The organism is Paraglaciecola mesophila, from assembly GCF_009906955.1.
Lineage (GTDB): Bacteria > Pseudomonadota > Gammaproteobacteria > Enterobacterales > Alteromonadaceae > Paraglaciecola > Paraglaciecola mesophila_A.
On record NZ_CP047656.1, the window covers coordinates 2620943 to 2645100 of the forward strand.

Here is a 24158-nt window from a genome sequence, read left to right on the forward strand (position 1 = left end):
TTACCACTCCTGATCCCAGCCGCTTTCGGTCTTTTGGTCGCTTTCATTTACTTGCTTCGGCTTAAGCTCAATAGAGAGACCTAGTTCATGGGCAATTTTAAATAATGTATCAATACGGGTGTTACCCGCTGAGTTTTCAATAGCCGAGATGGTTTTTTGCTTTAAACCAACATGCTCGGCCACATCGGTCTGCGTTCGTGCCAGCTTATTTCGATGCAGCTTTATATAATCAGCCAGTTCTTTTGAGTTATTAAGCTTCATTATGTCTCTCCACTATTAATCCCTTTAAGGTATAACTATAAGTCTAACCCCTAAAAGGTATATAAAATTTAATATACCCTTAGCGGTATATATGTCAAATTATACCTTTCAGGGTATTGTTATCTACCTTAAAGAAATGAATGAGTGGGAAGTTAATCGAACAAAGACATCCATCTTTAAATTCGTATAGAAAACTCTCCTGCTTGGAACGGACGATACCCCTCAACAAACGTTAAAGTACTTTGAAGTTTAATGATTGGGGATTTTTACTAGAAAAGTGAGCGTTGAGGTCTGAGAATGGCGCGTAAGGTCAATTTTCAGGCAAACGCCAAGGCTACAATGTATGCATTAGATGTGTTAGTTGTAATGTTTTATGCGCGTTTTAACAACGCTTTCGCTTTGGTCATCCCCCGCAGTCGTTGATGATGGGTGTGGCGCTTAAAGGCATTCATCATTTGCTCTGCACCTGCTGCGTAACAGAAGTGTTTTTCAAACTCAGTGGTTAAGGTTAACCACTGAGCAGAGTCTAGTCCCAATCTTTGTAGAATAGGGTTGAGAGTGTTATCAATATGACCGGCCTTATCATCACGAATGCATCGTCCTGTAGTGTCGACAAGCTCACAATAGTCTTTGAGTGAATACGCAATACCTCGAGGCATATTTCCACGAGGGTTGCCCACAAAGGGCATCAAAACGCTTGGTTGTGATTGTTGGTTTTTAACGGCGTGAATGCGCTTTTTGATACTGGTGTGTTTTGACGTTTCAGGTGTTTTTGCCATTTTTGCGCGAATGGGATTTAAATCTACATACGCCATACACGCCAGCACAGCACTTTCATCTAGTAGTGCTTGGGACTTAAATCGCCCTTCCCAGAAACGACCAGTGCAGCCGTCTTCTTTATTGGCTTGACGAGCTATATACTCATTCAAGTCACGCATAAACCAGCTTATGTCGTACAAGCGTAGCCGATAGGTTTCAACGGTCTCATCAAAGGTTATTAGCTCGCCTTGGCTCAGCGTATCACCATTCATGTATTTCTGAGTCAGCAATGTGCCTCTGTGCAGCTTGTGATAGCGCCTCAACACTTCGTCGCTATCCCAACTGTCAGCCATTGCTTTATCCACACATAGCACCACATGCGTGTGATTAGTCATAACCGCATAAGCACAAATGTCGATGGCAAATACCGTAGATAAAAACGACAAACGTTCTTCTACCCAACCACGGCGATGCTCGTAACTTTGCCCAGAGTATTTATCTTTTCCACACAAGAAAGAACGCCGCACACAGCGGGAAACACAATGGTAATAGGGCGTATCGATTAAACTTATTTGGCTTTTTCGAGGTTGAGGCATAATCCATCTACCTGACAGAATGAAACACAAATTAAGTGTAGTTCAGCCCTGAAAGTTGACCATTTTTATCTTGGGTGTCTTTACATCGTTCCTTTTTCATCACCACATTCTTCAAACGAATAATCTAGTGGCATAGCCCACTTGGACACTACATTTACGTGCTTTTGCATACTTTTGTTGTGGTAATTACTCAGGTATCAACTCTTGCAAGATCAAACACTGAAGGGATCTAAACCGGAAAGCCCTTCATCAGAATACCGTATCATTCTTTGCAAAAAGTGCCACAACCCGCTTCAGAATGTATCAATTTGTAAAAACAGTGCCTGTAAGCGGCATAAACCTATTTGTTTATTCGCTTTCAAAGATTACTTAAGCTATTAACTAACTCTTATGGACAGTGGTAGAACTCTTAATTTCTTAACCAAAACAAATTCAATACGTTAGGATGCAAGAATGAAAAATTCAGCACATTTATTATTAGCAAGTCTGATTACTTGTATTTTATTCAAGTTAACTGGCTGTAATAGTGATTCCAATCCGGTTGAATCTGCGCCTCCCCTTGAACCCGAGACCGGTATAACCTTCTCTCACACTAACCTAGAGGGAGTCACTTTCAATCACTTTTTGAAATCCGACGAAGGGTTGTATGCGGCAACGAACGCCGGGGTTTACCAATTGAAGGATGAGCAATGGGTGAACCTAACTGACTTCGAACAATGGGAGGTGTTTGACCTAGAAGCAGTAGGTTCTGGCCACTATCTGGCTTCAGTTAAACAGAACAGCGATTTTTATTTAGTGGAATCAACAGATAGTGGTGTTTCTTGGGAGCAAATAGAAAGTAACTTTGGTCAAATCTCTGGTGATAGTGAGGATATTACTATCGAATCTTTTTCACTGGATGAAAAGATCCAAGCACTGGCATATGATCAGGAGACTGGTTTGCTGTATGGCACCGGATTAAATGTGTTAGCTGTTTCTGGCGATTATGGCCGTACTTGGAGCACCTTAACTGGAGAATGGCAAGGTTTTGCAAAAGGCTATGCCGCGTTAACAATTGATTTTAATAGTTCCAAAATATGGTTTGGTGGCCAAAATGCAGTTGAACAGTCTCGATTGTTGAGCTACGACTTAAATCTACTTGAAGCTAAGACCTATAACTCTATGACGGATATAACCGGTGAGCCAGGGACCGTCAAAAATATTCGCTTCGCCCCAAATAACCCCGACATTATGTATGCCTCTGGCGAGCCAGGTATTATGTCCTCACTAGATGGAGGGGACACATGGGAAGAGTTTTATTTTAATGAAAACTCTCGCTTTTATTTTGGCTTGCTTATTGACATCAATCAATCGGAAACCATGTATACGTCTGGTTGGAACAAAGTCTTCTCGGAACCTCAACCATTTTACTTAGAGCGCACAACTAATGGCGGAGCAACTTGGGAGAAATTTGAATATGTCGATGAAGCTGACATTTTTGGTGGTGTATGGAGTATGTATGCGGAATATGGACTAGAAGAATCGATACTTTACTTTGGCTTATATAAAGGCGGGGTCATGAAAGTCACCGTTAAAAATTAGTCAACATTATTGCTATTGGTAAGACCCTAGCGCATTAGACACTTTATAATTGCATAAACTATGAGGTTTCGCTGAGTGGTTAATTATTTACTAATACCAAGTAGGCACTTGTGGGTTTGGTATAAAGGTGAGCGTTTGGGTAAGCTCATGGAATGGACTGAAATACACTCAGAGTTAACCTGACAGCACCACTTGCACATGGTGCTGTCAGCGATAAACCTTAGATACTTTCGTCTTCTTTTGGCTCGTTTTCTGGGGGGAGTATCCAGTACACGCCGCTGAATTCGGCGACGGCAGTGTCGCCATCTAGAATATCAACTTGTAATTTGATGTGGCACTTCTTACCTTTGGCTAAGGCTTCAAACTTGCCGCTTAGGGTTTCTATATGACATAAGGCCCTAGGCTGCATGGTGATGGGCTTGTGATAATGGATATTACCGTCGCCTAACACTATTTCGCCGGCTAGGTTCTTTTGCTTAAGTTGCAGAAAGATCATCCCCCAACCCGTTAGCGTCGCTAACGAAAAAATGCTTCCGGCGAACATTGTCCCGTGCAGGTTAATATTTCTATTTAGTGAAGCGCGGTTCTCTAAGGTTTTGCCAGAATATTGATAAAGCTTAATGCCCATTTGCTCACTAATGGGAATGGTGTCATGCCAGGTATCTTGTAATTCCTTACACCATTTAGGGTGCAGCAAAATCGTATTGTGCTCTAAAAGGCGCTTGACCATTTGTTGGCGCTTTAGCTTGCCCAGTTCGGTAGAGGCTTCTTTTTCTACTTCAAAACCACAACTTTCAAAAAAGGGCGTCGACAGCTCACGGCTGTTTGTCACCATACGTACCGCCCCTTCTTGGCGCGCAACCGATTCAAGCGAAGACATGATCATTTTTGCTAACCCCCGACCTTGGGCTTCATTGGCAACAGCGATATGGCGGATCTGCGCTTCTTCTGCGCTGTTCATATGCACACGACCAATGGCAATCACTTCACCTTTGTTGTTGCGGATCATACGATGTTCACTGACTTGCTCGTATTCGTCTTTTTCAGAGCCTTGGGGGAAGTTCCACGGCTTGCGTAGCATTAACCAGCGAAATTCGAAGTACGCGTCAAACTCAGCATCTGTTTCTGGGGTTTCAATTTTATACATTATGATGCACTTATCCTTATGGAAATATCGATAACCTGAGGCCAGATTACACTAGCCAGCCCACCATTAAATAGCATTCGATGCTTGGTAGCAAATTAGACACTCAAGCTGAAGGTGACTGGGCCGTCGTTTACTAAACTAACTTGCATGTTTGCGCCAAAACGCCCTGTTTCGCAGTTGATCTCGCTATTTTTACCCAGTTCAACAAAATAGTTGTACAGAGATTCGCCCAATTGAGGACTGGCGCCTTGAGAAAAACCGGGGCGATTCCCTTTGTTCGTTTGTGCCACCAAGGTAAATTGAGAGACCACCAGCAGTCCACCGCCTACTTGTTTGAGGTTCAAGTTCATTTTGCCGTTTTCATCACTAAAAATTCGGTAATTCAAAACACGCTCAAAAAGCTTTTTGGCCTTTTCTTCGTTATCGTCTTTTTCTACACCTAATAGTAGCAAAATACCTTGCTCTATCTGCCCTGTCACCTGTTCATCGACTGTGACCTTAGCTTCACTCACCCGTTGGATTAAGCCAATCATTGTTGCTCCTTAATAAAACCTGCCATGGCTTTTGCGGCCAAACATAACGCCGCACTAATTTTCGGCTCATTTGCGCTATGCCCAGACTCAGGGACTATCGTAAGTTGGCTAGCGGGCCACGCTTCGTTAAGTAAGTAAGCGCCCTGTATTTTGCACACACAGTCGTAGCGCCCATGAATAATCGTCGCGGGTATATGCTTAATTTTATGAATATTATTCAATATGAAGTTAGGTTCAATAAAGCATAAGTGCTTAATATAATGGCATTCAAGAATCGCTAGGCTTATGCCTCTGTGTACATCTGGCACCAGCTCATCTTCATGTAATTTACAATGCAGCTTGCTAATGCGCGCCTCCCATAAACACCAGGCTTTAATCGCTGCCATTTTGTGTACTTCATCGCTGCCGGTAAACAATGCGTAATAAGCGTCAACCAAAGAGGTGCTTTTACTCTTGTCTGCCACAGGATGCACAAACTCTTGGTAATAATCAGGGAATAATTGTGCCGCGCCGCCTTGCGCATCAAGGTACCAATGGAAGTCTTCTCTTCGTCCTAGAAAGCTGCCACGCAATATCAAACCTTTTACCGTTTGCGGTTGCTCGATTGCGGCTAGCATGGCTAAGGTCGCTCCCCAAGAACCGCCAAACAATACCCACTGTTGCACGCCTAAGTGCTTTCTTATCAGTGAGATGTCGTTTAACAAATCCTGCGTTGTGTTGTTCTCAATGCTGCCAAATGGCGTGGATTGGCCACTCCCTCTTTGGTCGAACCCGATGATCCAGTACTTTTCTGGGTCAAAGAAACGGCGATAATGAGCAAAAAGCCCCGCCCCCGGGCCGCCGTGCAAAAACAGCACAGGTATGCCTTTCGGGTTGCCGCTTTGCTCTACATATAGCGAGTGCCCTGTGCCAACGGCAAGCATTTCACTAAAAAAGGGTTTAATTGCAGGATAGAGTTCGCTCATAGCAGTCAGCCAGTTAATTAATAAAATCAGACTTTTGGATAATTATGGTTGTATCATAAATAACGTTTAATTGTCGCGCACACGTTAAACCCCTTCTGACTTCGATGACTTATTAAAAGGAAATACAATTATGTCACTCATATTAAATATTATTTGGTGGATATTCGGCGGAATTTTCATGGGGCTATCTTACATGCTTTTAGGACTACTCATGTTTATCACCATTATCGGTATTCCTTGGGGTCGCGCGGCATTCAACTTTGGTTTACTTATGTTTTGGCCTTTCGGAAGAGTCGCTGTAAGTAGAGCTGCCTATAATGGACGAGATGATATCGGCACAGGCACTTTAGGCTTACTAGGAAATATAATTTGGTTCGTGTTTGCCGGGATTTGGTTAACAATTGGCCATATTGTTTCTGCATTTTTTTGTGCGATCACGATTATCGGTATTCCTTTTGCTTTACAACATATCAAGTTTGCTATGATGGCCCCTATGCCAATTGGCAAAGTTATTATTTCAAAAGACGAGGCCCGCGCAAAAGGGCTGTATTAAAAACGGTTAGTTAAGGACATTATGAAACATTACATCATACTCACATTGGCCTTAGGCCTATTCAGCTGTCAAAGCGCCTATTATGCTGCTTGGGAAAAGGTAGGAGTTGAAAAGCGCGATATCATGGTTGATCGCGTTGAAGATGCCAAAGAATCCCAAGAAGATGCTCAACAACAGTTTAGCGATGCACTGGAACAATTTACACATTTGATGAATTACGATGGCGGTGAATTGCAAGATGTTTACGAAGAGCTAAAAGACCAATACGAAGAAAGTAACCAAGCTGCCACTGAAGTCACTAAGCGCATTAATAAAGTAGAAAGCGTGGCCGATGCGTTATTTGACGAATGGGAAACTGAACTTGATAAGTATAGCAACGCGGGGCTTCGCCGAGAAAGCGCGAATAAACTGAAAGACACTCAGCGTCGTTATGCGAGCTTGGTCAAAAGCATGCGTAAAGCAGAAGCCAAAATGGAGCCTGTTTTATCTGCGCTACAAGACAACGTACTGTATTTAAAACATAACTTAAATGCGACTGCGATAGGGGCGCTACAGAGTGAATTTAATGGCGTTAAAAATGATATTAACCAGCTAATTGCTGAAATGAATAACGCCATCAAAGAATCAAACGCGTTTATCTCCAGTATGCGAGACTAATTCGTTGTCATACGCTACGCAGGCGATTGAGGGTCATCCTCGTCGACCTGCGTAAAACTCTCTTCAGCTTCCTCGTGAAAAAACACTTCAATAACGTGGGTTAGTTCCGCCCCCAGCAATACCACAATCCAAGATAAATATACCCAGACGAACAAGATAGGAATAACCGCCATTGCGCCATAAATCATTTGATACGATGGAAAATGAGTGATGTAAAAGGAGAAGCCTTTCTTGGACAATTCAAACAATAATGCCCCCATAAAGGCACCAACTAGGGCGTGACGAGGATTAATGCGTTTGTTCGGTACAATCATATAAATAATGAAGAACGCACACACCGATGCAATAAACGGCACGATCTTAAGCATGGCAGTGGTTGCGCCCATCGTATATGCCTCTGCGGAGTTCGCGAACGCCACTAGATAAGAACTCATGATTACACTTAAACCAATTAACAGCGGCCCAAGCGTAAGGATCATCCAGTAAATAGCGAAGGTAAAAATAATGGGACGTTCGCTTTTCGCTTGCCATATGCGGTTTAAGGTTTTATCAATATTTGAGATAAGCAATAAAGCCACCACCACTAAAGATAAAATCCCGATTGCGCCCATTTTTGACGCATTTCCTACAAACTCCGCCACATAACCTTGAATTTGATCACCCGAGGTAGGGATAAAATTACCGAAAATGAGCGCCTCTATATCACCACGCACTTCTGAAAAGGCAGGAAAGGCCGACAAAATGGTGAAGAACACCATGATAAACGGCACCAAAGATAATAAAGACACATAGGCCAAGTGCCCTGCAGAAACGGTGATTCCGTCTCGCTGGCAATGGCTTACAAACATACGAGCAAAAATATTCGCTTTGGGTAACCAGCGCCTGAATAGATCCGATAGGATAACTTTGGGCTCCATATATTTCCTTTTTACAGCAGGTTAGCAATATTCCCTAGTCTGCTCTAACACCTAACATATGGCAAATGGCGTAGCTTAATTCACAGCGATTTAGTGTGTAAAAATGGAAGTCACGAATGCCTTCTTTCGCTAGCACTTTTACCATGTCCATGGCGATACTTGCGCCCATAAGGTTACGAGTAGTTTGGTCATCTTTGTGTATGCCGTCATACATTTTATGTAACCAATTCGGCACATGCACATTGGTAAAACCTGCAAAACGCTGCAAGGTTTGATAGTTCGTCACAGGAAGGATCCCGGGTACTATATCCATATCAATGCCCGCTGCGGCGGCTCTGTCTCTGAAACGTAAGAAAACTTCAGCATCGAAGAAGAACTGGCTAATTGCTTGGTTCGCTCCTGCTTCGGCTTTGCGCTTAAGGTTCAGCAAATCAAATTGGCTATTGGGTGCTTCAGGATGCTTTTCTGGGTAGGCCGCAACAGCAATGTCAAAGTCAGCCACGTCACGTAAAAGTGCAACCAAATCAGACGCATAAGAAACGTGCTCAGTGTAGCCTTCGGGTAAATCGCCACGCAAAGCAACGATTTTACGAATGCCGCTGGCCCAGTAATCTTTGGCGATTTGTTTTAACTCTTCTCGACTTGCGTCAACACAGGTCAAGTGCGGCGCTGCCGCTATGCCTGTTTCACTTTGAATGCGTTTTACGATCTCGTGGGTACGGTCGCGCTCACCGCTGTTTGCACCGTATGTCACTGACATATATTTAGGCTTGAGGGGCGCAAGGCGCTCAACCGATTTCCACAATGTTTTTTCCATTGTCTCGGTTTTCGGAGGAAAAAACTCAAACGATACATTGATCCCTTTCACTTCAGACAGTGACTGGTTGAGGGCATCGATACCTTGTGCATAAGAGACCATGGAAAGCTCCGTTAATATCTAGACGTTTAGACGTCTAAACTAAACTTTGTACGTAAAGCCGTCAAGATGTTTAGCAGTCTATCGTTGACCTTTATTGGTTTATGGTTAGAATTTCCCCTTATAAGAAAGAAAAAAGCGAGTAAACGATGGCTAAAACGACGAAATGGAATGGGAAATACATTCATCCCTACGCCGAACACGGAAAGAAAAGCGAGCAAGTGAAAAAGGTGACTGTGTCTATTCCCCTTAAAGTGCTCAAAGTATTAACGGATGAGCGCACCCGTCGACAGGTGAATAATCTGCGTCATGCGACAAACTCAGAGTTACTGTGTGAAGCGTTTTTGCATGCTTTTACTGGGCAGCCTTTACCGAATGACAATGATTTGCAAAAAGATAACGACAATCGCATTCCCAGCGATGCTTTACGTATCATGCAGGAAATGGGCATTGACATCGATTCAGAAGAATAGGCCTTAGCAGGCTATTCTTCTGACTGAGATAGACCTCAAGCGTAGTCGTACTGTCCCCCGCGTGAGAGTCCTTGTTGATAAGCAGGTCGCTCATGAATACGCTTCACATAGGCAGCAATATTGGGGTATTGCCCAGGAACATTGCGCGAAGCCATAGCCTCTAACGGGAAGCTCATTTGAATATCGGCCCCCGTTAATGTATCTCCAGCAAACCATTCATTCTCAGCTAAATATTGCTCAACATACTTCAAGTTCGCCACCAGATTCAGTCCGTAATATCCGTCCATCACTTTATCGGCAATTTTATTTGCCACCATTTTGACAAAAAACGGCTTGGCATTTTGGCGCACTTTATCGAACACCAGTTTTGCTACCATAGGCGGCATCATTGTACCCTCGGCGAAGTGCAACCAATAGGTGTATTGACGGTATGCTTCTGTACCTGCCTCAGGTATCAAGGCTTTATCGCTATATTTACGCGCCAGATAATCAATGATCGCCCCAGATTCCGCCACGGTAACTTCACCATCAGTGATAACTGGGGATTTACCAAGCTGGTGCACTTTCTTCAATGACTCGGGCGCTAGGTTGGTCTGGCTATCTCGCTGATATCGCTCAATGTCATATTCCACACCTAATTCTTCTAGCATCCATAGTATGCGCTGAGAGCGTGAGTTGTTTAGATGGTGGAGTGTGATCATGAAGCACCTTTTATACTGAAAGTTTTTGATAGTACTAAAGTACGCGTAAAGTACCGAACTGGCTCATCAAAAATATGAATATGTTTTCATTAACGTAAAAAGGCTGAAGAAATTCCCAGCCTTTTAGGTGTTTACTCGTTACGCTAATCAGAGCGCCGGATTATTTTCCTGACGGATCGAGACTCGCATAATACGCTGCCAAGTTTTCAATATCTGCATCGCTTAGGCCCGCCACCATAGGTGCCATAACCATATTTTTGCGCTCTCCAGAACGAAACGCTTTTAGTTGTAATGCCAAGTATTGCTCTTTTTGACCTGCTAAGTTGGGATACATTGGAATTTGTGAGATACCATTAGCACCATGACATGCCATACAGGTCGCTGATTTAGTTTTACCGGCCGCAATGTCGCCAGCGAAAACGTTAGTTGATAACATGGCAACTGTCGATAGACTCGCCACAACACAAGCTTTTGAGATTAGATTCATATTTGGTCCTTAAGGTAACGTCGGTTTACAAAAAACCATTCTACGAGTAATAAAATAGAGGCAGACAATGAATTTAGATCATTCATATGCGACGCAACTAGGTGATTTAGGTGCCGTAACTAAACCTTTAAGTGTGGCCAACCCTCAACTCATTGAGGTAAACCACACGTTGCGTGCCGCTCTGCAACTACCAGCATCATGGTTTACGCAATCTAGCATAATGTCGATGCTTTTTGGCAATTCAAGTTCGCTTACGAAACATTCTTTTGCACAAAAGTACGGCGGTCATCAGTTTGGTGGCTGGAATCCGGACCTAGGAGACGGCCGTGGTTTATTGCTTGGTGAAGCAAAAGATCAACAGGGAAACCCGTGGGATTTACATTTAAAAGGCGCAGGCCCAACGCCCTATTCACGATTCGCCGATGGGCGTGCTGTGCTGCGTTCTACCTTACGCGAATACCTTGCGAGTGAAGCTCTACATCATATGGGCATACCCACATCCCGCGCGTTGTGCCTGATTACCAGTGACGAACTTGTGTATCGTGAGAAACAAGAAAAAGCTGCCATGATGATCCGCGTCAGCCAAAGCCATATACGCTTCGGGCACTTTGAGTACTTTTACCACAATGGTGAGTTGGATAAACTCGAGAAGTTGTTCGACTATTGCTTTGAACGGCATTTTTCTGAGTGTTTACAGGCCGAGTCACCGCATTTAGCGATGCTCGAAAAAATAGTCACCGATACCGCTAGCTTGATTGCTAAATGGCAAGCATTTGGTTTTAACCACGGTGTAATGAACACAGATAACATGTCGATTCACGGTATCACCTTTGATTATGGCCCCTATGCATTCTTAGATGATTTTGATCCAAAATTTGTCTGTAATCATTCAGACCACCAAGGGCGTTACGCATTTGAGCAACAACCTGGCATTGGTTTGTGGAATCTAAATGCCCTTGCCCACGCTTTCACTCCTTATTTGAGCATTGAGCAAATAAAAAGCGCCTTAAGCCAATATGAACCACGACTGATGGCTGAGTTTTCACAGTTAATGCGCCAAAAACTTGGGTTATATGAAAATAATCATACCACCGCCGAACTGGTCAATCGTTGGCTTGATTTAGTGTCACAAGACAAGCGCGATTACCATATCAGTTTTCGATTATTGTGTGACATTGACGAGCAAGGTGCTCACCCGAAGCTAGTAGATCATTTTATTCAACGTGAAGCGGCCCAGGCTTGGCTCACGCAATATCAACAAGTGATACGCGCTCAAGGCACCAATAAACAAGAGCGGCAAACACAAATGCGTAAAGTGAATCCTGAATATGTGCTGCGAAATTATCAAGCCCAACTAGCGATAGACGCAGCAGAACAAGGTGACTTTACCCATTTCAGAACGCTTCTACAGGTATTACAGCAGCCGTTTGAGAGTAAACCTGAGTACGGAGAATTTGCTAAGCCTCCCCCTAATTGGGGTAAGCACATGGAAATATCATGCAGCAGCTAATCATCATGTATAAATATAAACTCTTTGTTGAATGGGAATAACCGATGTTAGGCTACGCGTTAACATACAATTCGACGTTGCACACTGTCATTAACACCGTAACTGCAACGCACTTTGCTTTGGTTTTCTAAATTGTGAAAATGCGCCTTTCATCCAGCTTTACTCCCTTACTGTGCTTCATGTTGCTGATTGTTATGCAACTGTGCCAAGCGGTGTCAGCGCAAATAGAGTTAACCCCAGTTAATGTAAGTAATAGTGCTACGCCTATCAATTTGATGGAACATAGCCAGTGGTTAGTGGCAGATAACCGCGTGCAATTATCAGATATACAAGTGCTTACCACCTGGCGCAGTGAATTCTCACCTCAGCCACTGAATGCCAACCAAAGCCTTTGGGGTAAAGTCACCCTGACGAGCGAGAGCAGTAACAAACCGTTTTTTATCAGTATCGATAATCCGCGAATTGATGCCCTTGATATATACATACTAGATGAACGCGATCGCATAATTAATTCCTACCGCATGGGAACAAGCCGCCCTTTGGATAACGGTCCCGTCGCCCACAGGCTGTTTGTGGTTCCGTTAGATATTCCTTATGCCCAACCGCGCAACATCTACGTAAAAGTTCGTGATAATGGCCCGTTAGTGTTCGCGTTTAAGCTACAAACTGAAACCGCCTTACTCGATAAAGAACAGCGCAACAGCATCGTGTTCTCCCTAATAAGTGGCGCGCTCGCCATGATGGTATTGTACTTTTTAGTGACTTATACCTTACTTCGCAGTCCTGTTCGCTTTTGGTTTTCGGTAGCCAGTACCGCGTACTTACTGCTATTTTTAAATAGCCAAGGTGTGGTGAGTTACCTGTCAGGGTTTAACGCTTATATTGACAATATCAGCACCATTTTGTGTGCACTGCTTCTGTTTTCATTAGCCAAAATAACCTTCACTATATTTCGCCCTTTGCCTACCTATTACCGCTACTTTCTATACGCTACGGGTTGGGTCAGTGCGGCATCTGCGTTTGTTCTCAATAGTTACCATCAGATTTTATTGGTCTCAGGCGCCGCAGCGCTAGCGGTTGTTACCATTGCAGTACTGGCGATATTTTACCGCTATAAAGGCCACCACATTAGTAATCGCATGTTCGCCTTAGGCTTAACATTAATCGCTTTGACCACGGCGGCGCATACCGGTCTTTATCTCAAGTGGCTGGCCTTCCCTGAACAGCTTTCCCTGACGCTCAGCGCGCTCATCATTATCGGCATTGTGCTTATTGCCGTAGCGATAGCGGCCCATGAAAAAGTCATTGCATTTCGTCATTACACTGAGCAACAAAACGCCATTCGAGATCTACAGCAGTTTGTCGATATGTTTGAAGATGCGCCCGAAGGACGATTTATCACCAGTTTGGACGGCGAGCTTCTGCGCGCCAACCGTGCCATGGCAAAAATATTCGGCTATGAAGACGTCGCTCACATGAAAGCGCAATTGGACTCTGTATCTACCTTGTATGCTCAGTCGCACGAACGTGAACTATTGCTAGGTGAGCTACATAAAAATCAGTCAACCCTAGGTAAGGAAATCAAAGGCCAAACACGCCAGAACCAACCTCTCTGGTTACTGGTTTCAGCTCAACTGAGCGACGGTACAAACAGTGATAAATTAATCTACGGCTCGATTTTAGATATCAGTAAGCAAAAGGCAGCGGATCAGAATATCGAATACATGGCCAGTCACGATACCCTAACCGGCTTTTATCAACGCCAAGAATTCGAGAAACGCTTACACGCAGCCATTAATCAAGCTAAACAAGAGCAGGACGAACTGACTTTACTTCACGTTAATATCGATCAGTTCAAAGCAATTAACGATACTTATGGTCACAAAGCTGGCGACGCAATTCTTAGGCAGTTTTCCCAATTGATGCTCAAAATAGTGACTGTCGACAACATGATTGGCCGTCTCGGTGGAGACGAATTCGGCATTTTACTGTCGGGCAGCAATGCACAGAACAGCTTTATGCTGGCGAATAAACTGTTAAATACGGTGCAAAATTACGATTTTTCATGGGAAGAACGTCGATTAAATATTGGCATCAGCATTGGCCAAGTATCTTGGAATGAAAAGATCAACAGCTCAGAACAATTGCTAAGTATGGCTGATTCCGCCTGTTATATGGCCAAAACTCTGGGCCGCAATCGTCTGCACACTTATTCTTCTACTGACAAACAAATCGCAAAATATGAATCCCAGTTAAGCTGGCTACCCCGCATTCAACATGCTTTGATCCACAACGGCTTTGAGCTGCATATGCAAACTTACATGCCAATGACCTCGATCGCTCAGGGCCATCACTATGAAATATTATTGCGCCTAGTAGACGAACACGACCAGCGTGTTTTACCGAATGAGTTTTTACCCGCAGCTGAACGTTATAACCTAAGTGCTAAAATTGATCGCTGGGTTATAGACACTTATTTTACTTGGCTGAATCAAAACCCGCAGCACAAAGAAGACCTCGTTCGCTGTAATATTAATCTTAGCGGACAGTCCTTAGGCAATCAGGATTTGAAATTATTTATTCTCAGCGCCTTTGAAAAGTACCAGGTCCCCCACAACAAAATTTGCTTTGAAATAACCGAGAGCATGGCTATTTTAAAGCTTGATGAAACTATTGAGTTTATTAATACCTTCAAAGCACTGGGTTGTACATTTGCTTTAGATGACTTTGGTAGCGGCTTTTCATCTTATAATTACCTTAAAAATCTACCGGTTGATCAAGTTAAGATTGATGGTGAGTTCGTCAAAAGTATTCTTATCGACTCAGTTGATATGGCTATGGTGACCTCGATAAAGGACATCGCGAGCGCCATGAAAATTCAAACAATTGCCGAATATGTTGAGTCAAAAGAAATAATGGTTGAGCTAGGTAAAATAGGCGTCGACTTCGTTCAGGGTTTTGGTGTCAACAAACCCACTCCTTTGAAATCAATGAATGACGAAAACTAAAGACTTAAATCAACGTAAGAAGAATAAAGGCACTTGTTTTTGAATATTCAGCACCCATATTTTGTACCTATGCGTTGCCCCTTTAAAACCTTTTTACAAGTCAGCATTTAACATTATGAAACAACATCAGAAGTACGAATTCGTGAGCTCAGCCTCCCTACCAACTCGCTGGGGACAGTTCACTATACACGGGTTCGTTGAAACAGCGACCGAGCAAGAACATGTCGCGCTATCCTACGGACAATGGCAAGCTGGCGATGTAATCCCTATTCGTATCCACTCTGAATGCTTAACCGGTGATGCATTATTTAGCACCCGATGTGACTGTGGAGCGCAATTAGAAAAAGCGCTACAAAACATTGTTGAGCAAGGCAAAGGTGTTTTACTTTACTTGCGCCAAGAAGGCCGCGGCATTGGTTTACTCAATAAAATTCGCGCTTATAACCTGCAAGATCAAGGATTAGATACAGTTGAAGCCAATGAACACTTAGGTTTTGACGCTGATTTGCGTGAATACGATATGTGTAAGTTGATGCTCGACACGCTAAATGTACAGCGTGTAAACCTAATGACCAATAACCCTAAAAAGCGCATTGCGCTAGAAGGTATGGGCATAGAAGTGGTCTGCCGCACACCTATTGATCATGGTATTACGGATGACAACCGACATTATATTCGCACCAAAACAGAAAAACTGGGTCATAAATTTGACTCCCACCTATTGAAATAACCTGTGTGCTTGGCCGCTAAAAGCGGCCTAATACGTTCCCCTTTGCTGTATTTCAATACACTTAAGCCTTGATTCAGTTTTGGTTAAGCCTGCATAACCGACACTACACTTACGTTAAGTTTTACGCATACCGTAAAATAGTGACTAATTGAGGTGTCCCATGGGCAAAACCACAAAGTATCTGATTATCTACGTGAGCATCATCCTTCTACTCATCGGTACCGCGATAGAACTCGCACACGCCGAAACTCAAGATGAGCCCCCAGTAGAATTACATCAAGCGAAGCTTGACCAAATGCTTGCGCCAATCGCTTTGTATCCTGATGCACTGCTGTCACATATCCTAATTGCAGCCACCTACCCTTTAGAGGTTGTTCAGGCGGCTCGCTGGCGAGACGAACACGCTAACTTGTCTGAGCAGCAAGCACTCGATCTCGCTGAACAGCAAGACTGGGACCCTAGCGTTATTGCCCTTACTCCGTTCAAAGAGTTACTTGAGCGTATGAGTAAAGATTTAAACTGGTTACAAGACTTAGGTGATGCATTTTTAGCGAATGAAGCTCAAGTGCTAGATAGCGTGCAAACACTTCGCAGCCGTGCCTATGCCAAGGGCAACTTGCATGACAACCCATATCAAAGCGTTGAACGAGAACAAGAAAAAATAGTGATACACAGCGTTGAGCGTGAAACTGTTTACGTGCCGTTTTATGACACCCGCGTTGTGTACGGCGATTGGTGGTGGACAGTCCACCAGCCTATTTACTGGCGCTCACCGCGACATTACACTTATCACTCTGGGTTTCATTGGAGCCCGCGTTTTCATATCAGCGCAGGTTTCTTTTTTGGCGGTTTTCACTGGCGCAACAACCATGTCGTAATCAATAACGACTATCGCTATCGTCGCTCGAATCACAGATACATCTACAACAAAGTCCGCCAGTACCCGCGATGGCAGCATAACCGTCACCATAGACGCACGGTTAAGTATCACAATGGTTACAAAAACAAACATAAGCGCACCATAGTGAGTCGCAATTATGAAAGCCAAAACCAGGGTCGCCAGCAAAAACAGGTGCTATCGCGATTAAAGCACAAAGAGATTCAATCTAATCGCGGTGTTTATAACACTAAGCGCAACGTGCAGCATAAGTCTGAACGTTTCGATAAGAAAGCGACATCAACAAGCAGACGGTCGATTAACACCGGTCAACACAAAGTAAAAACAGATCGCATCAGCAAGCATCAGCGTGCGTCGCGGGGTGACACGAACCACAATCGTTTGAATACGCCGTATAAGGCGGTAAAACAAGCACCGGCTAAACACGCTAGAAGCCAGCAAGCTCGTAACCAACAGGTTCTCAATCAACAGGCAAATGTGCATAAAAAGGTGCACAAAAAGGTACAGCGTATGTCGTCATCAAAGCAGCAACACAGAGCGCAGTCGAGTATGCGTAAGCACGCAAGCCGAGCGGCAAATTCGAATTCAGGAAAGTTTAAAGCAAGAAGGGTAGAACCTTAGGATTTGCTTAATCGCCAGAAAAGGCTTTAGAGGTAGGCGGAGGTATTCAACAAAAGAAAGCTAAAATAGCCTGCAGGGCAGGCTATTTGCCTATGCTGAATGAGGTATCGGACAACCTCTTATGCATTGTTTTTAGTCTTTAGGTAAGCACTAACTTGTGATGCTTCACGCTGTTCTGAGAATTTAATCAAATCAACACCGTTACATTTCATACCATCAGCAGATACAAGCTTACGAAGAACATCATTAGAGCTTGCAGCAACTTGACCAACTTTACCGCGTAAGCTGCGCTTAAGCATACCAAGGTCATCATTTACTACCGCTTTACAGAAGCTAGAGTATTCACTATCACCTGCGAAACGAACTTTGCTGCTTGATTCCATGGCAGCACTTGCATTAAAAGCTGTCAACGCGACTAAAGATATAAGTACTTTTTTCATGGTTTACTCCAAATATATGTTTGCTAATTAGGTGTACTACAGGTTCTGCCTGCCAATAAAATATCCATGATTTTGATGATCATGTCTGTGGTTTTATTGTTCGAAACTAGTAAAAAGCATGTAAAACAAGGAGTTACACAAAAATAACATTTATAAGCCATTGAATTAAAACAATATTTTTAATTTATATATACCCATAAGTGAAATGAATATTCCTATTTATTCCAAAAACGTCTGCTTAAAACTGAAAGTCACAACAACTAAAAATCAAAAATAGAACAAAATATGAACGAATTGTGGGATTAAAGGTGATTTTACAGGTTAAAATGTTGTTAAATTACAAAATATGTAGTTTTTATTACACGCTGAGATGGGTATTTATTGCTAGTTAGGCCTTCGCTGAAATAATTTCTGTATAAATTTATAAGTAAACAATCAAAATTCACAAGACCCGCCTGATGGTTATCATTATACTCCGCGAATATTGAGCAACTTTATATTGTGATGGTAAATTCTATGCGATTACTTCCCGAATGGGCGCCTCAAGAAGCGATTATTCTTGCTTGGCCTGACCACAAAACCGATTGGCAGCCTTGGCTTGCAGATGTTAGGCAAGTTTATTTGACGATCATTGCCACGCTTAACCGGGCTGGTACTGGCGTGATACTGCTTATTCGTGATGAAGAGCTCTCAACATTTACTTCCTTGAGCAAAGATTTTGCTCAGCCTATCGATCGGGTTTTGTTAGTACGCGCCGATTATAATGACACTTGGGTGCGAGATTATGGCTTCTTGACTTGCCACAGTTCAGGCGGCATGCAACCAATTGAGTTTAATTTTAACGGTTGGGGCAATAAGTTCGACGCTAAAAAGGACAACCAAATAAATCAGCACGTCTTGGCAAGCTTATGTCGTTTACCACTGCAAAGTTTTGATGTGGTGGCTGAGGGCGGTGCATTAGAAATTGATGATGCAGGGGTGTTGTTGTCGACGGAGTTTTGTTTATCGAACCCTGAGCGCAATGGTGATATGACGATGTCACAGTATCGCGGTGCCTTCAAAGTTGCCCTCGGTGCGAAAAGCGTGCATATATTTAAGCATGGGCATTTAGAAGGTGATGACACGGATGGTCATATTGATACCCTAGTACGCTTCACGCCTGATGATGGTGTGGTAGTCCAGTCTGCATTCAATGTGCCCGAAGACTCGCACCATGCAGGCTTAGCAGCGCTTGTAGCAGAGTGCCGTGAGGCATTACCAGAGCATAAAATATTCGAATTGCCTTTACCTAGCGTGTTCAATCAGCAAGGCGAGCGTTTGCCTGCATCTTATGCAAACTACTTGATAAATAATAAACAGATCTTATGTCCTGTATATCAACAACCACAAGATGATCTCGCCATGGAAGTGATGGCGAAAGCCTATCCAGGGCATATCATAGTGCCAATTAACTGCTTACCTCTAGTACAGCAATTTGGTAGCTTGCACTGCATTAGCATGCAAGTACCTGTGAATACATTAACCTTTGATATCAGTAAAAAACTAGCAACAGGAGTCAGTGAGTTATGAGTCGCACCCCGCAAACCGCTAAAACCCTTAAAGTAGGGGTTGTTCAGCAGGCGGTTGCCAATAATGACAAGCAATTAAGTTGGCAACGTAGCGCTGAGCAAGTCACCAAACTCGCCGAACAAGGCTGTGAATTAGTGATGCTGCAAGAGCTACACAGCACCTTGTATTTCTGCCAACAAGAAAACACTGATTTTTTCGATTTGGCTGAGCCAATACCAGGACCTGCCACGGACTACTTTGCCGAGCTAGCTGCCAAGTTAGATATAGTGCTAATTACCTCTTTGTTTGAAAAACGCGGCTCTGGCTTGTATCACAATACTGCTGTGGTGTTTGATCGCCAACTAGGCATGGTGGGTAAATATCGTAAGATGCACATTCCGGACGATCCGGGCTTTTACGAGAAATTTTACTTCACACCAGGTGATATGGGCTTTGAACCTATCCAAACCAGTGTTGGCAAACTAGGGGTGCTTGTTTGCTGGGATCAGTGGTACCCAGAAGCGGCCCGTTTAATGGCGATGCGCGGTGCCGACATGCTGTTTTACCCCACAGCCATTGGTTGGGACCCTGCGGATACCGAGGACGAACAGCAACGCCAATTTGGCGCTTGGCAGACCATACAACGCTCTCATGCCGTCGCTAATTCGGTGCCGGTTATTGTGGCAAACCGCACTGGCTTTGAAGCCTCACCGGTAGAGGGCGATAACGGCATTCAATTCTGGGGGCAAAGTTTCATCGCTGGCCCACAGGGAGAAATTCTGGCACAAGCCGATGCAGACAGTGAGCAAAACCTGATGGTTGAACTAGACTTGGCTCGCACAGAACAGGTTAAACGTATTTGGCCGTATTTCCGTGACCGCCGTATTGATGCATACGATGATATGACTAAGCGCTGGCGCGACTAAATAGCCCGCTGCGTAAAATAAAGCCCCATTGTGCATAAACACTGGGGCTTTATTGTATTGGTTAGAAAATTAAATCACAGATGCTAACGGTACGCTCGGTAAGCTTGGCTGATGAATTAAATGATCATCTTGCCATATCTGCTGCATCTTTTGCGCATCAATATTCCCGCCAGATAAAATCACCACCACTTTTTGTGGTGTGTTTTGCTTGGCTAGGAAGTTGACCACGCCGTGCATACTCATCGCGCTCGTTGGCTCGATATGAAGCTTCAATAAATGCTGCAGCCATTGGGTCCAGTAGGCGATTGGCGTTTCGTCCACCTCGTAAAAGCCATCCAATTGCTGAATAAGCGGATAGGTATGTTCGCCAATTGCAGGCGTTGCAGCCCCATCAGCAAGGGTTTTAGCCGGTGTAGTTAAACGCTGTATACTGCCTAAACGCAATGATTGCGCTGCATCATTGCCAGCCAATGGTTCACAGGCTATTACTTTCGTTTGCGGGCTGTTATGTCTTGCTGCAATCAAGCTACCCGAGGCCAATCCCCCGCCGCCGCAAGGCATAAATAACGCATTTACATCAGAAGTTTGCTCGAAAATTTCAGCAGCTACTGTGCCCTGCCCTGCAATGACATCAGGATGGTTAAATGGCGGGATCCATAACGTACCTGGCTCTTGGGCTGCTTGCTCCACCGCGAGGTCTGCTTCATCCCGTAACGGAAATAAACGTAACTCCGCCCCATAAGAGCGTGTAGCGGCAGCTTTAATTTTCGAAATGTTTTGCGCGCTAAAAATTGTCACTGGAATATGAAACAAAGAAGCTGCATAGGCTACAGCCTGAGCGTGATTGCCAGAGCTACTTGCCACTACTCGGTGAATGGATTGCTTCTGCTGCCTTGCATGCAAAAGTGTATTTAAGGCACCGCGTAACTTAAATGCACCTGTACGCTGCAGACACTCTGTTTTAAATAGCACCTCGTGCCCTAGCCAATGATTCAGTAACGCAGACGTCATTAAGTCGGGCTTACGCACATAGCTTGCAATACGTTTTCTTGCCGCGCTGATATCTGCAAAAGTCACTTCATGCATGTTCCATTAACTCCTTAAAATATGGACCAGCATGCACTTTAACATGGGCTATTATTCGTTATCAGTTCTCTTTTAAGCCAAAATCGGTTTTACTAGGAAAAAACAAAACGGAGAATAATATGGGATTACTCGATGCCATTATGGGCAACGCGTCTGAAATAGATGTTAGTGAAGTGAGCGAAGAATTGGCGCCAATTATCGGTGCCACTGAAGAGGTTCAACAAGTGTTCAAAGTTGTACGTGATATGTACGTATTCACTAATAAACGCTTACTACTGATTGATAAACAAGGTTTAACTGGCCGAAAAGTGGATTATCACTCGATCCCATACCGGGCAATCACTCAGTTTAAAATTGAAACTGCTGGACATTTTGATTTAGACGCAGAAATAAAAATTTGGGTATCAGGGCAAGATCAACCCATTGAGAAAGAGCTTAAAAAAGACACCGTTGTCGGTATTCAGCAAACCCTTGCAACTCACATGTTTGCGTAGTTCCATACATATCTAGGCTCAAATAAAAACGGCGACTCACAGTCGCCGTTTTAGTTTTTCATTCGCTAGCTAATTTCAGGTCTATTTCATATCAAAATGACGATTGAAAAAGTTAGTAATTGTGTGAAACAAATGTATACCGGTTTGCTTGCCACGAATACTGTGCTTTTTACCCGGGTAATCCATACTTTCAAATGGGATCGCTAAATCCTGTAAATGTTTATACAGCTTGGTGCTGTTGGTAAACAATACGTTGTCATCGGCCATGCCATGGTAAATCATCAAATCACCGGTTAAATTTTTCGCATATGGGAAAACCGATGACGCGATATAAGCATCTTTATCTTTTTTAGGATTGCCCATATAACGCTCAGTGTAATGGGTATCGTATAACGCCCAATCTGTCACTGGCGCGCCAGCAACACCTGCCTTGAAAAATTCACCAGCTTTAAACATGCTCATTAGCGACATATAACCGCCGTAACTGTGGCCATAAATACCGATACGTTCAGGATCAACATAAGGTAGATTCCGCAAAAATTTCACACCCGCTATTTGGTCGTCTACTTCTGTACTACCCATTTTCTTGTATAGGGGATCTTCAAAAGCTTTACCTCGATAGTTAGAGCCCCGGTTATCGACAGAAAAGACCACATAACCTTTATTCGCCCAATATTGCATTAGTAATCCACGATTACCGCCCCAACTGTTGGTAACAACTTGCGCGTGAGGACCTCCGTATACATAAACGATAACAGGGTGTTTGCCTTGTATTTTCTTCGGTTTATACAAACGATAATAAAGCTTTGTGCCATCGTCGCTAACAAAACTATCGAGTGTTGGCTCTACCCAGTCACTTTGCAAAGCTTTTAAGGGGTGACTCCCTTTAATCGCGTTTTCATTTAACCATGCTAGGTGCTTACCATCGGCTTGATGTAAACTGACTTGCCATGGTGTATTCACGGTCGAGAATTTATCAACATAAACAGATGCGTCGTCACTGAAACTAGGAACATGAGTACCGCTTCGCTGACTTAGCTTTTTAATGTCTCCACCGGCGATAGATACCACATAAATATGTTGCTCAAGTGGCGTATTCGCGCGTCCGGTGAAATATACAAGACCTTGCTTTTCATCTATAGCTTCAATTTCATCTACTACCCAATCGCCTTGGGTTAATTGGCGCACCAATGTACCGTCGTTTTTATACAGATATAAATGTTTAAACCCGGTTTTTTCCGACGCCCAAATAAAGTGTTTTTGATCGTTTAAGAAATGTAGGTCGTCATTTAGATTAACCCACGTGTTGCTCGACTCTGTAAGCAAGGTGTTTTGCTTGGCACTTTGGGTGTTAAAAGCGCGTAGCTCAAGCGTTTGTTGATCTCTGCTTTGCCATTGGTAGGTCAACGTTTGACTGTCTTTCATCCAATTCACTCTAGCAAGATAAATATCTTGTTCTTTGCCTAAATCAACCCATTGAGTGTCGCCGCTAGCGAGATCTTTTACCGCCAGTTTGACCGTCACATTTGGGGTGCCTGCACTGGGATAGCGCTGGTTAATCATTTTGATTGAATCAGCGTATATTTCGCTACGGGTGACTTCATCAACCGGCGATTCGTCCACTTGGGTAAAGGCGATTTTGCTTTCATCTGGTGACCACCAGTAGCCTGTCATGCGGCCCATTTCTTCTTGCGCAACAAACTCTGCCATGGCGTTTTTAATTGTGCCTTTACCATCAAACGTAAGCTGTGTTTCAACCTGGGTCTTGATGTTTTTAATGAACAAGTTTTGTTCGCGAACGTAAGAAATAAAGTTCGCTTTAGGTGAAAAACGAATATCAGTTTCAAACGCGTCTGTGTCTAAGATTTTTTGTGCTTTTTCATCCCCTAAACGGAAGTAATACGCATCACCCGCTAACGGAAACAACAAAGCCTTGCCATCATCAGACCAAAAATAGTTCACAATGCCTGTTCCACTTAGACGCATGCGCTCTCGGCGCGCCTTTTCTTCATCTGATAGTGTTTCAGGGCCGCTGTGCAAATCGTCCGAGTTGAATAACATTTGGTTGTTACCCGTGGCGATATTGTATTCCCACAAATCATAACGCTCGTAATCTGTGGTTTTCCCCTGTAAAAAGGTCACGCGCTTGCCGTCGGGTGACACTTTCACACTGTTTGGAGAGCTGCCTTCTAAGGCGGGTGAGTCAAAAATTCGTTCTATCGTGAGGTTTTCAGTTGCCATTGCCGGTACCGCCAGTGAACATAACAAGATCCAAAAAAGATTTTTCATTATTATCTTTATCCTTTAATCATATGCTGCGCATTGTAAAGACTTGATCCAAATAGGTAAAA

Annotated in this window: 23 protein-coding genes; 11 read left to right on the forward strand and 12 right to left on the reverse strand. The window is 43.7% G+C overall.

Annotation, left to right across the window (positions count from 1 at the left end):
• On the reverse strand, positions 1 to 261 hold the full coding sequence (locus FX988_RS11135) for a helix-turn-helix domain-containing protein (RefSeq protein WP_160179871.1): 261 nt from the start codon (positions 259 to 261) through the stop codon (positions 1 to 3).
• 371 nt (positions 262 to 632) lie between these two features.
• On the reverse strand, positions 633 to 1616 hold the full coding sequence (locus FX988_RS11140) for a transposase (RefSeq protein ID WP_160179872.1): 984 nt from the start codon (positions 1614 to 1616) through the stop codon (positions 633 to 635).
• A 453-nt stretch (positions 1617 to 2069) separates the two neighbouring features.
• Between FX988_RS11140 and FX988_RS11145 the strand changes: the two genes are divergently transcribed.
• Positions 2070 to 3197 carry a WD40/YVTN/BNR-like repeat-containing protein gene (locus FX988_RS11145; protein ID WP_160179874.1) on the forward strand — a complete coding sequence of 376 codons (1128 nt, stop codon included), beginning with the start codon at positions 2070 to 2072 and terminating at the stop codon, positions 3195 to 3197.
• A gap of 220 nt (positions 3198 to 3417) precedes the next feature.
• Here the strand turns inward: FX988_RS11145 and FX988_RS11150 are convergent, their stop codons facing one another.
• From FX988_RS11150 to pip, 3 genes are all read right to left on the reverse strand, one after another.
• A complete protein-coding gene (locus FX988_RS11150; RefSeq protein WP_160179876.1) occupies positions 3418 to 4344 on the reverse strand; it encodes a bifunctional GNAT family N-acetyltransferase/hotdog fold thioesterase in 927 nt (308 codons plus the stop codon).
• A 95-nt stretch (positions 4345 to 4439) separates the two neighbouring features.
• On the reverse strand, positions 4440 to 4877 hold the full coding sequence (gene dtd / locus FX988_RS11155; protein ID WP_160179878.1) for a D-aminoacyl-tRNA deacylase: 438 nt from the start codon (positions 4875 to 4877) through the stop codon (positions 4440 to 4442).
• Complete coding sequence (pip, locus tag FX988_RS11160; RefSeq protein ID WP_160179880.1) at positions 4874 to 5842, reverse strand: prolyl aminopeptidase; 969 nt, start codon at positions 5840 to 5842, stop codon at positions 4874 to 4876. Before pip ends, dtd begins: the two co-directional genes overlap by 4 nt.
• A gap of 130 nt (positions 5843 to 5972) precedes the next feature.
• Here pip and FX988_RS11165 point away from each other — a divergent pair, with 130 nt between their 5' ends.
• Positions 5973 to 6395, forward strand: coding sequence for a YccF domain-containing protein (locus tag FX988_RS11165; RefSeq protein ID WP_160179881.1), 423 nt, complete (start codon positions 5973 to 5975; stop codon positions 6393 to 6395).
• Positions 6396 to 6416: 21 nt separating this feature from the next.
• A complete protein-coding gene (locus tag FX988_RS11170; protein ID WP_160179883.1) occupies positions 6417 to 7052 on the forward strand; it encodes a DUF2959 domain-containing protein in 636 nt (211 codons plus the stop codon).
• Positions 7053 to 7066: 14 nt separating this feature from the next.
• Here FX988_RS11170 and FX988_RS11175 read toward each other — a convergent pair whose 3' ends face one another.
• Positions 7067 to 7969: a virulence factor BrkB family protein gene (locus FX988_RS11175; protein WP_160179885.1), complete on the reverse strand. Its 903-nt coding sequence runs from the start codon at positions 7967 to 7969 to the stop codon at positions 7067 to 7069.
• A 34-nt stretch (positions 7970 to 8003) separates the two neighbouring features.
• Positions 8004 to 8888 carry a methylenetetrahydrofolate reductase gene (metF, locus tag FX988_RS11180; RefSeq protein WP_160179887.1) on the reverse strand — a complete coding sequence of 295 codons (885 nt, stop codon included), beginning with the start codon at positions 8886 to 8888 and terminating at the stop codon, positions 8004 to 8006.
• A 146-nt stretch (positions 8889 to 9034) separates the two neighbouring features.
• Between metF and metJ the strand changes: the two genes are divergently transcribed.
• Complete coding sequence (gene metJ, locus FX988_RS11185; RefSeq protein WP_006992936.1) at positions 9035 to 9358, forward strand: met regulon transcriptional regulator MetJ; 324 nt, start codon at positions 9035 to 9037, stop codon at positions 9356 to 9358.
• Positions 9359 to 9393: 35 nt separating this feature from the next.
• Here metJ and FX988_RS11190 read toward each other — a convergent pair whose 3' ends face one another.
• Both FX988_RS11190 and FX988_RS11195 read right to left on the reverse strand, forming a co-directional pair.
• Complete coding sequence (locus FX988_RS11190) at positions 9394 to 10059, reverse strand: glutathione S-transferase family protein (RefSeq protein WP_007984395.1); 666 nt, start codon at positions 10057 to 10059, stop codon at positions 9394 to 9396.
• Between the two features lie 160 nt (positions 10060 to 10219).
• Positions 10220 to 10546 carry a c-type cytochrome gene (locus tag FX988_RS11195; RefSeq protein WP_007984396.1) on the reverse strand — a complete coding sequence of 109 codons (327 nt, stop codon included), beginning with the start codon at positions 10544 to 10546 and terminating at the stop codon, positions 10220 to 10222.
• Positions 10547 to 10613: 67 nt separating this feature from the next.
• Between FX988_RS11195 and FX988_RS11200 the strand changes: the two genes are divergently transcribed.
• The 4 genes from FX988_RS11200 to FX988_RS11215 all read left to right on the forward strand — a co-directional run bounded on the left by FX988_RS11200 (position 10614) and on the right by FX988_RS11215 (position 17313).
• Complete coding sequence (locus FX988_RS11200; protein WP_160179888.1) at positions 10614 to 12056, forward strand: protein adenylyltransferase SelO; 1443 nt, start codon at positions 10614 to 10616, stop codon at positions 12054 to 12056.
• A gap of 140 nt (positions 12057 to 12196) precedes the next feature.
• Positions 12197 to 15064, forward strand: coding sequence for an EAL domain-containing protein (locus tag FX988_RS11205; protein ID WP_254700600.1), 2868 nt, complete (start codon positions 12197 to 12199; stop codon positions 15062 to 15064).
• A 115-nt stretch (positions 15065 to 15179) separates the two neighbouring features.
• Entirely contained in the window at positions 15180 to 15794 is a 615-nt protein-coding gene (gene ribA / locus FX988_RS11210; RefSeq protein ID WP_160179892.1) for a GTP cyclohydrolase II, read from the forward strand.
• A 160-nt stretch (positions 15795 to 15954) separates the two neighbouring features.
• Positions 15955 to 17313 (forward strand): DUF3300 domain-containing protein, encoded by a 1359-nt coding sequence (locus tag FX988_RS11215; protein WP_160179894.1) that lies wholly within the window; start codon positions 15955 to 15957, stop codon positions 17311 to 17313.
• Between the two features lie 119 nt (positions 17314 to 17432).
• Here FX988_RS11215 and FX988_RS11220 read toward each other — a convergent pair whose 3' ends face one another.
• The gene (locus tag FX988_RS11220; protein WP_008305169.1) at positions 17433 to 17753 is read right to left on the reverse strand and encodes a DUF3718 domain-containing protein; all 321 of its coding nucleotides are present in this window, start codon (positions 17751 to 17753) and stop codon (positions 17433 to 17435) included.
• 516 nt (positions 17754 to 18269) lie between these two features.
• On the opposite strand from FX988_RS11220, the gene FX988_RS11225 reads away from it, so the two are divergent.
• Together FX988_RS11225 and FX988_RS11230 are read left to right on the forward strand one after the other, a co-directional pair.
• Complete coding sequence (locus tag FX988_RS11225) at positions 18270 to 19322, forward strand: agmatine deiminase family protein (protein ID WP_160179895.1); 1053 nt, start codon at positions 18270 to 18272, stop codon at positions 19320 to 19322.
• A complete protein-coding gene (locus FX988_RS11230; protein WP_007984411.1) occupies positions 19319 to 20227 on the forward strand; it encodes a carbon-nitrogen hydrolase in 909 nt (302 codons plus the stop codon). The genes FX988_RS11225 and FX988_RS11230 overlap by 4 nt, the downstream gene beginning before the upstream one ends.
• A gap of 69 nt (positions 20228 to 20296) precedes the next feature.
• Here FX988_RS11230 and FX988_RS11235 read toward each other — a convergent pair whose 3' ends face one another.
• Positions 20297 to 21313 carry a serine/threonine dehydratase gene (locus FX988_RS11235; protein ID WP_160179897.1) on the reverse strand — a complete coding sequence of 339 codons (1017 nt, stop codon included), beginning with the start codon at positions 21311 to 21313 and terminating at the stop codon, positions 20297 to 20299.
• Positions 21314 to 21432: 119 nt separating this feature from the next.
• Here FX988_RS11235 and FX988_RS11240 point away from each other — a divergent pair, with 119 nt between their 5' ends.
• A complete protein-coding gene (locus FX988_RS11240) occupies positions 21433 to 21807 on the forward strand; it encodes a PH domain-containing protein (RefSeq protein ID WP_007984414.1) in 375 nt (124 codons plus the stop codon).
• An 81-nt stretch (positions 21808 to 21888) separates the two neighbouring features.
• Here FX988_RS11240 and FX988_RS11245 read toward each other — a convergent pair whose 3' ends face one another.
• Positions 21889 to 24096 (reverse strand): S9 family peptidase, encoded by a 2208-nt coding sequence (locus FX988_RS11245; RefSeq protein WP_160179899.1) that lies wholly within the window; start codon positions 24094 to 24096, stop codon positions 21889 to 21891.
• Positions 24097 to 24158 lie beyond the last annotated feature (62 nt).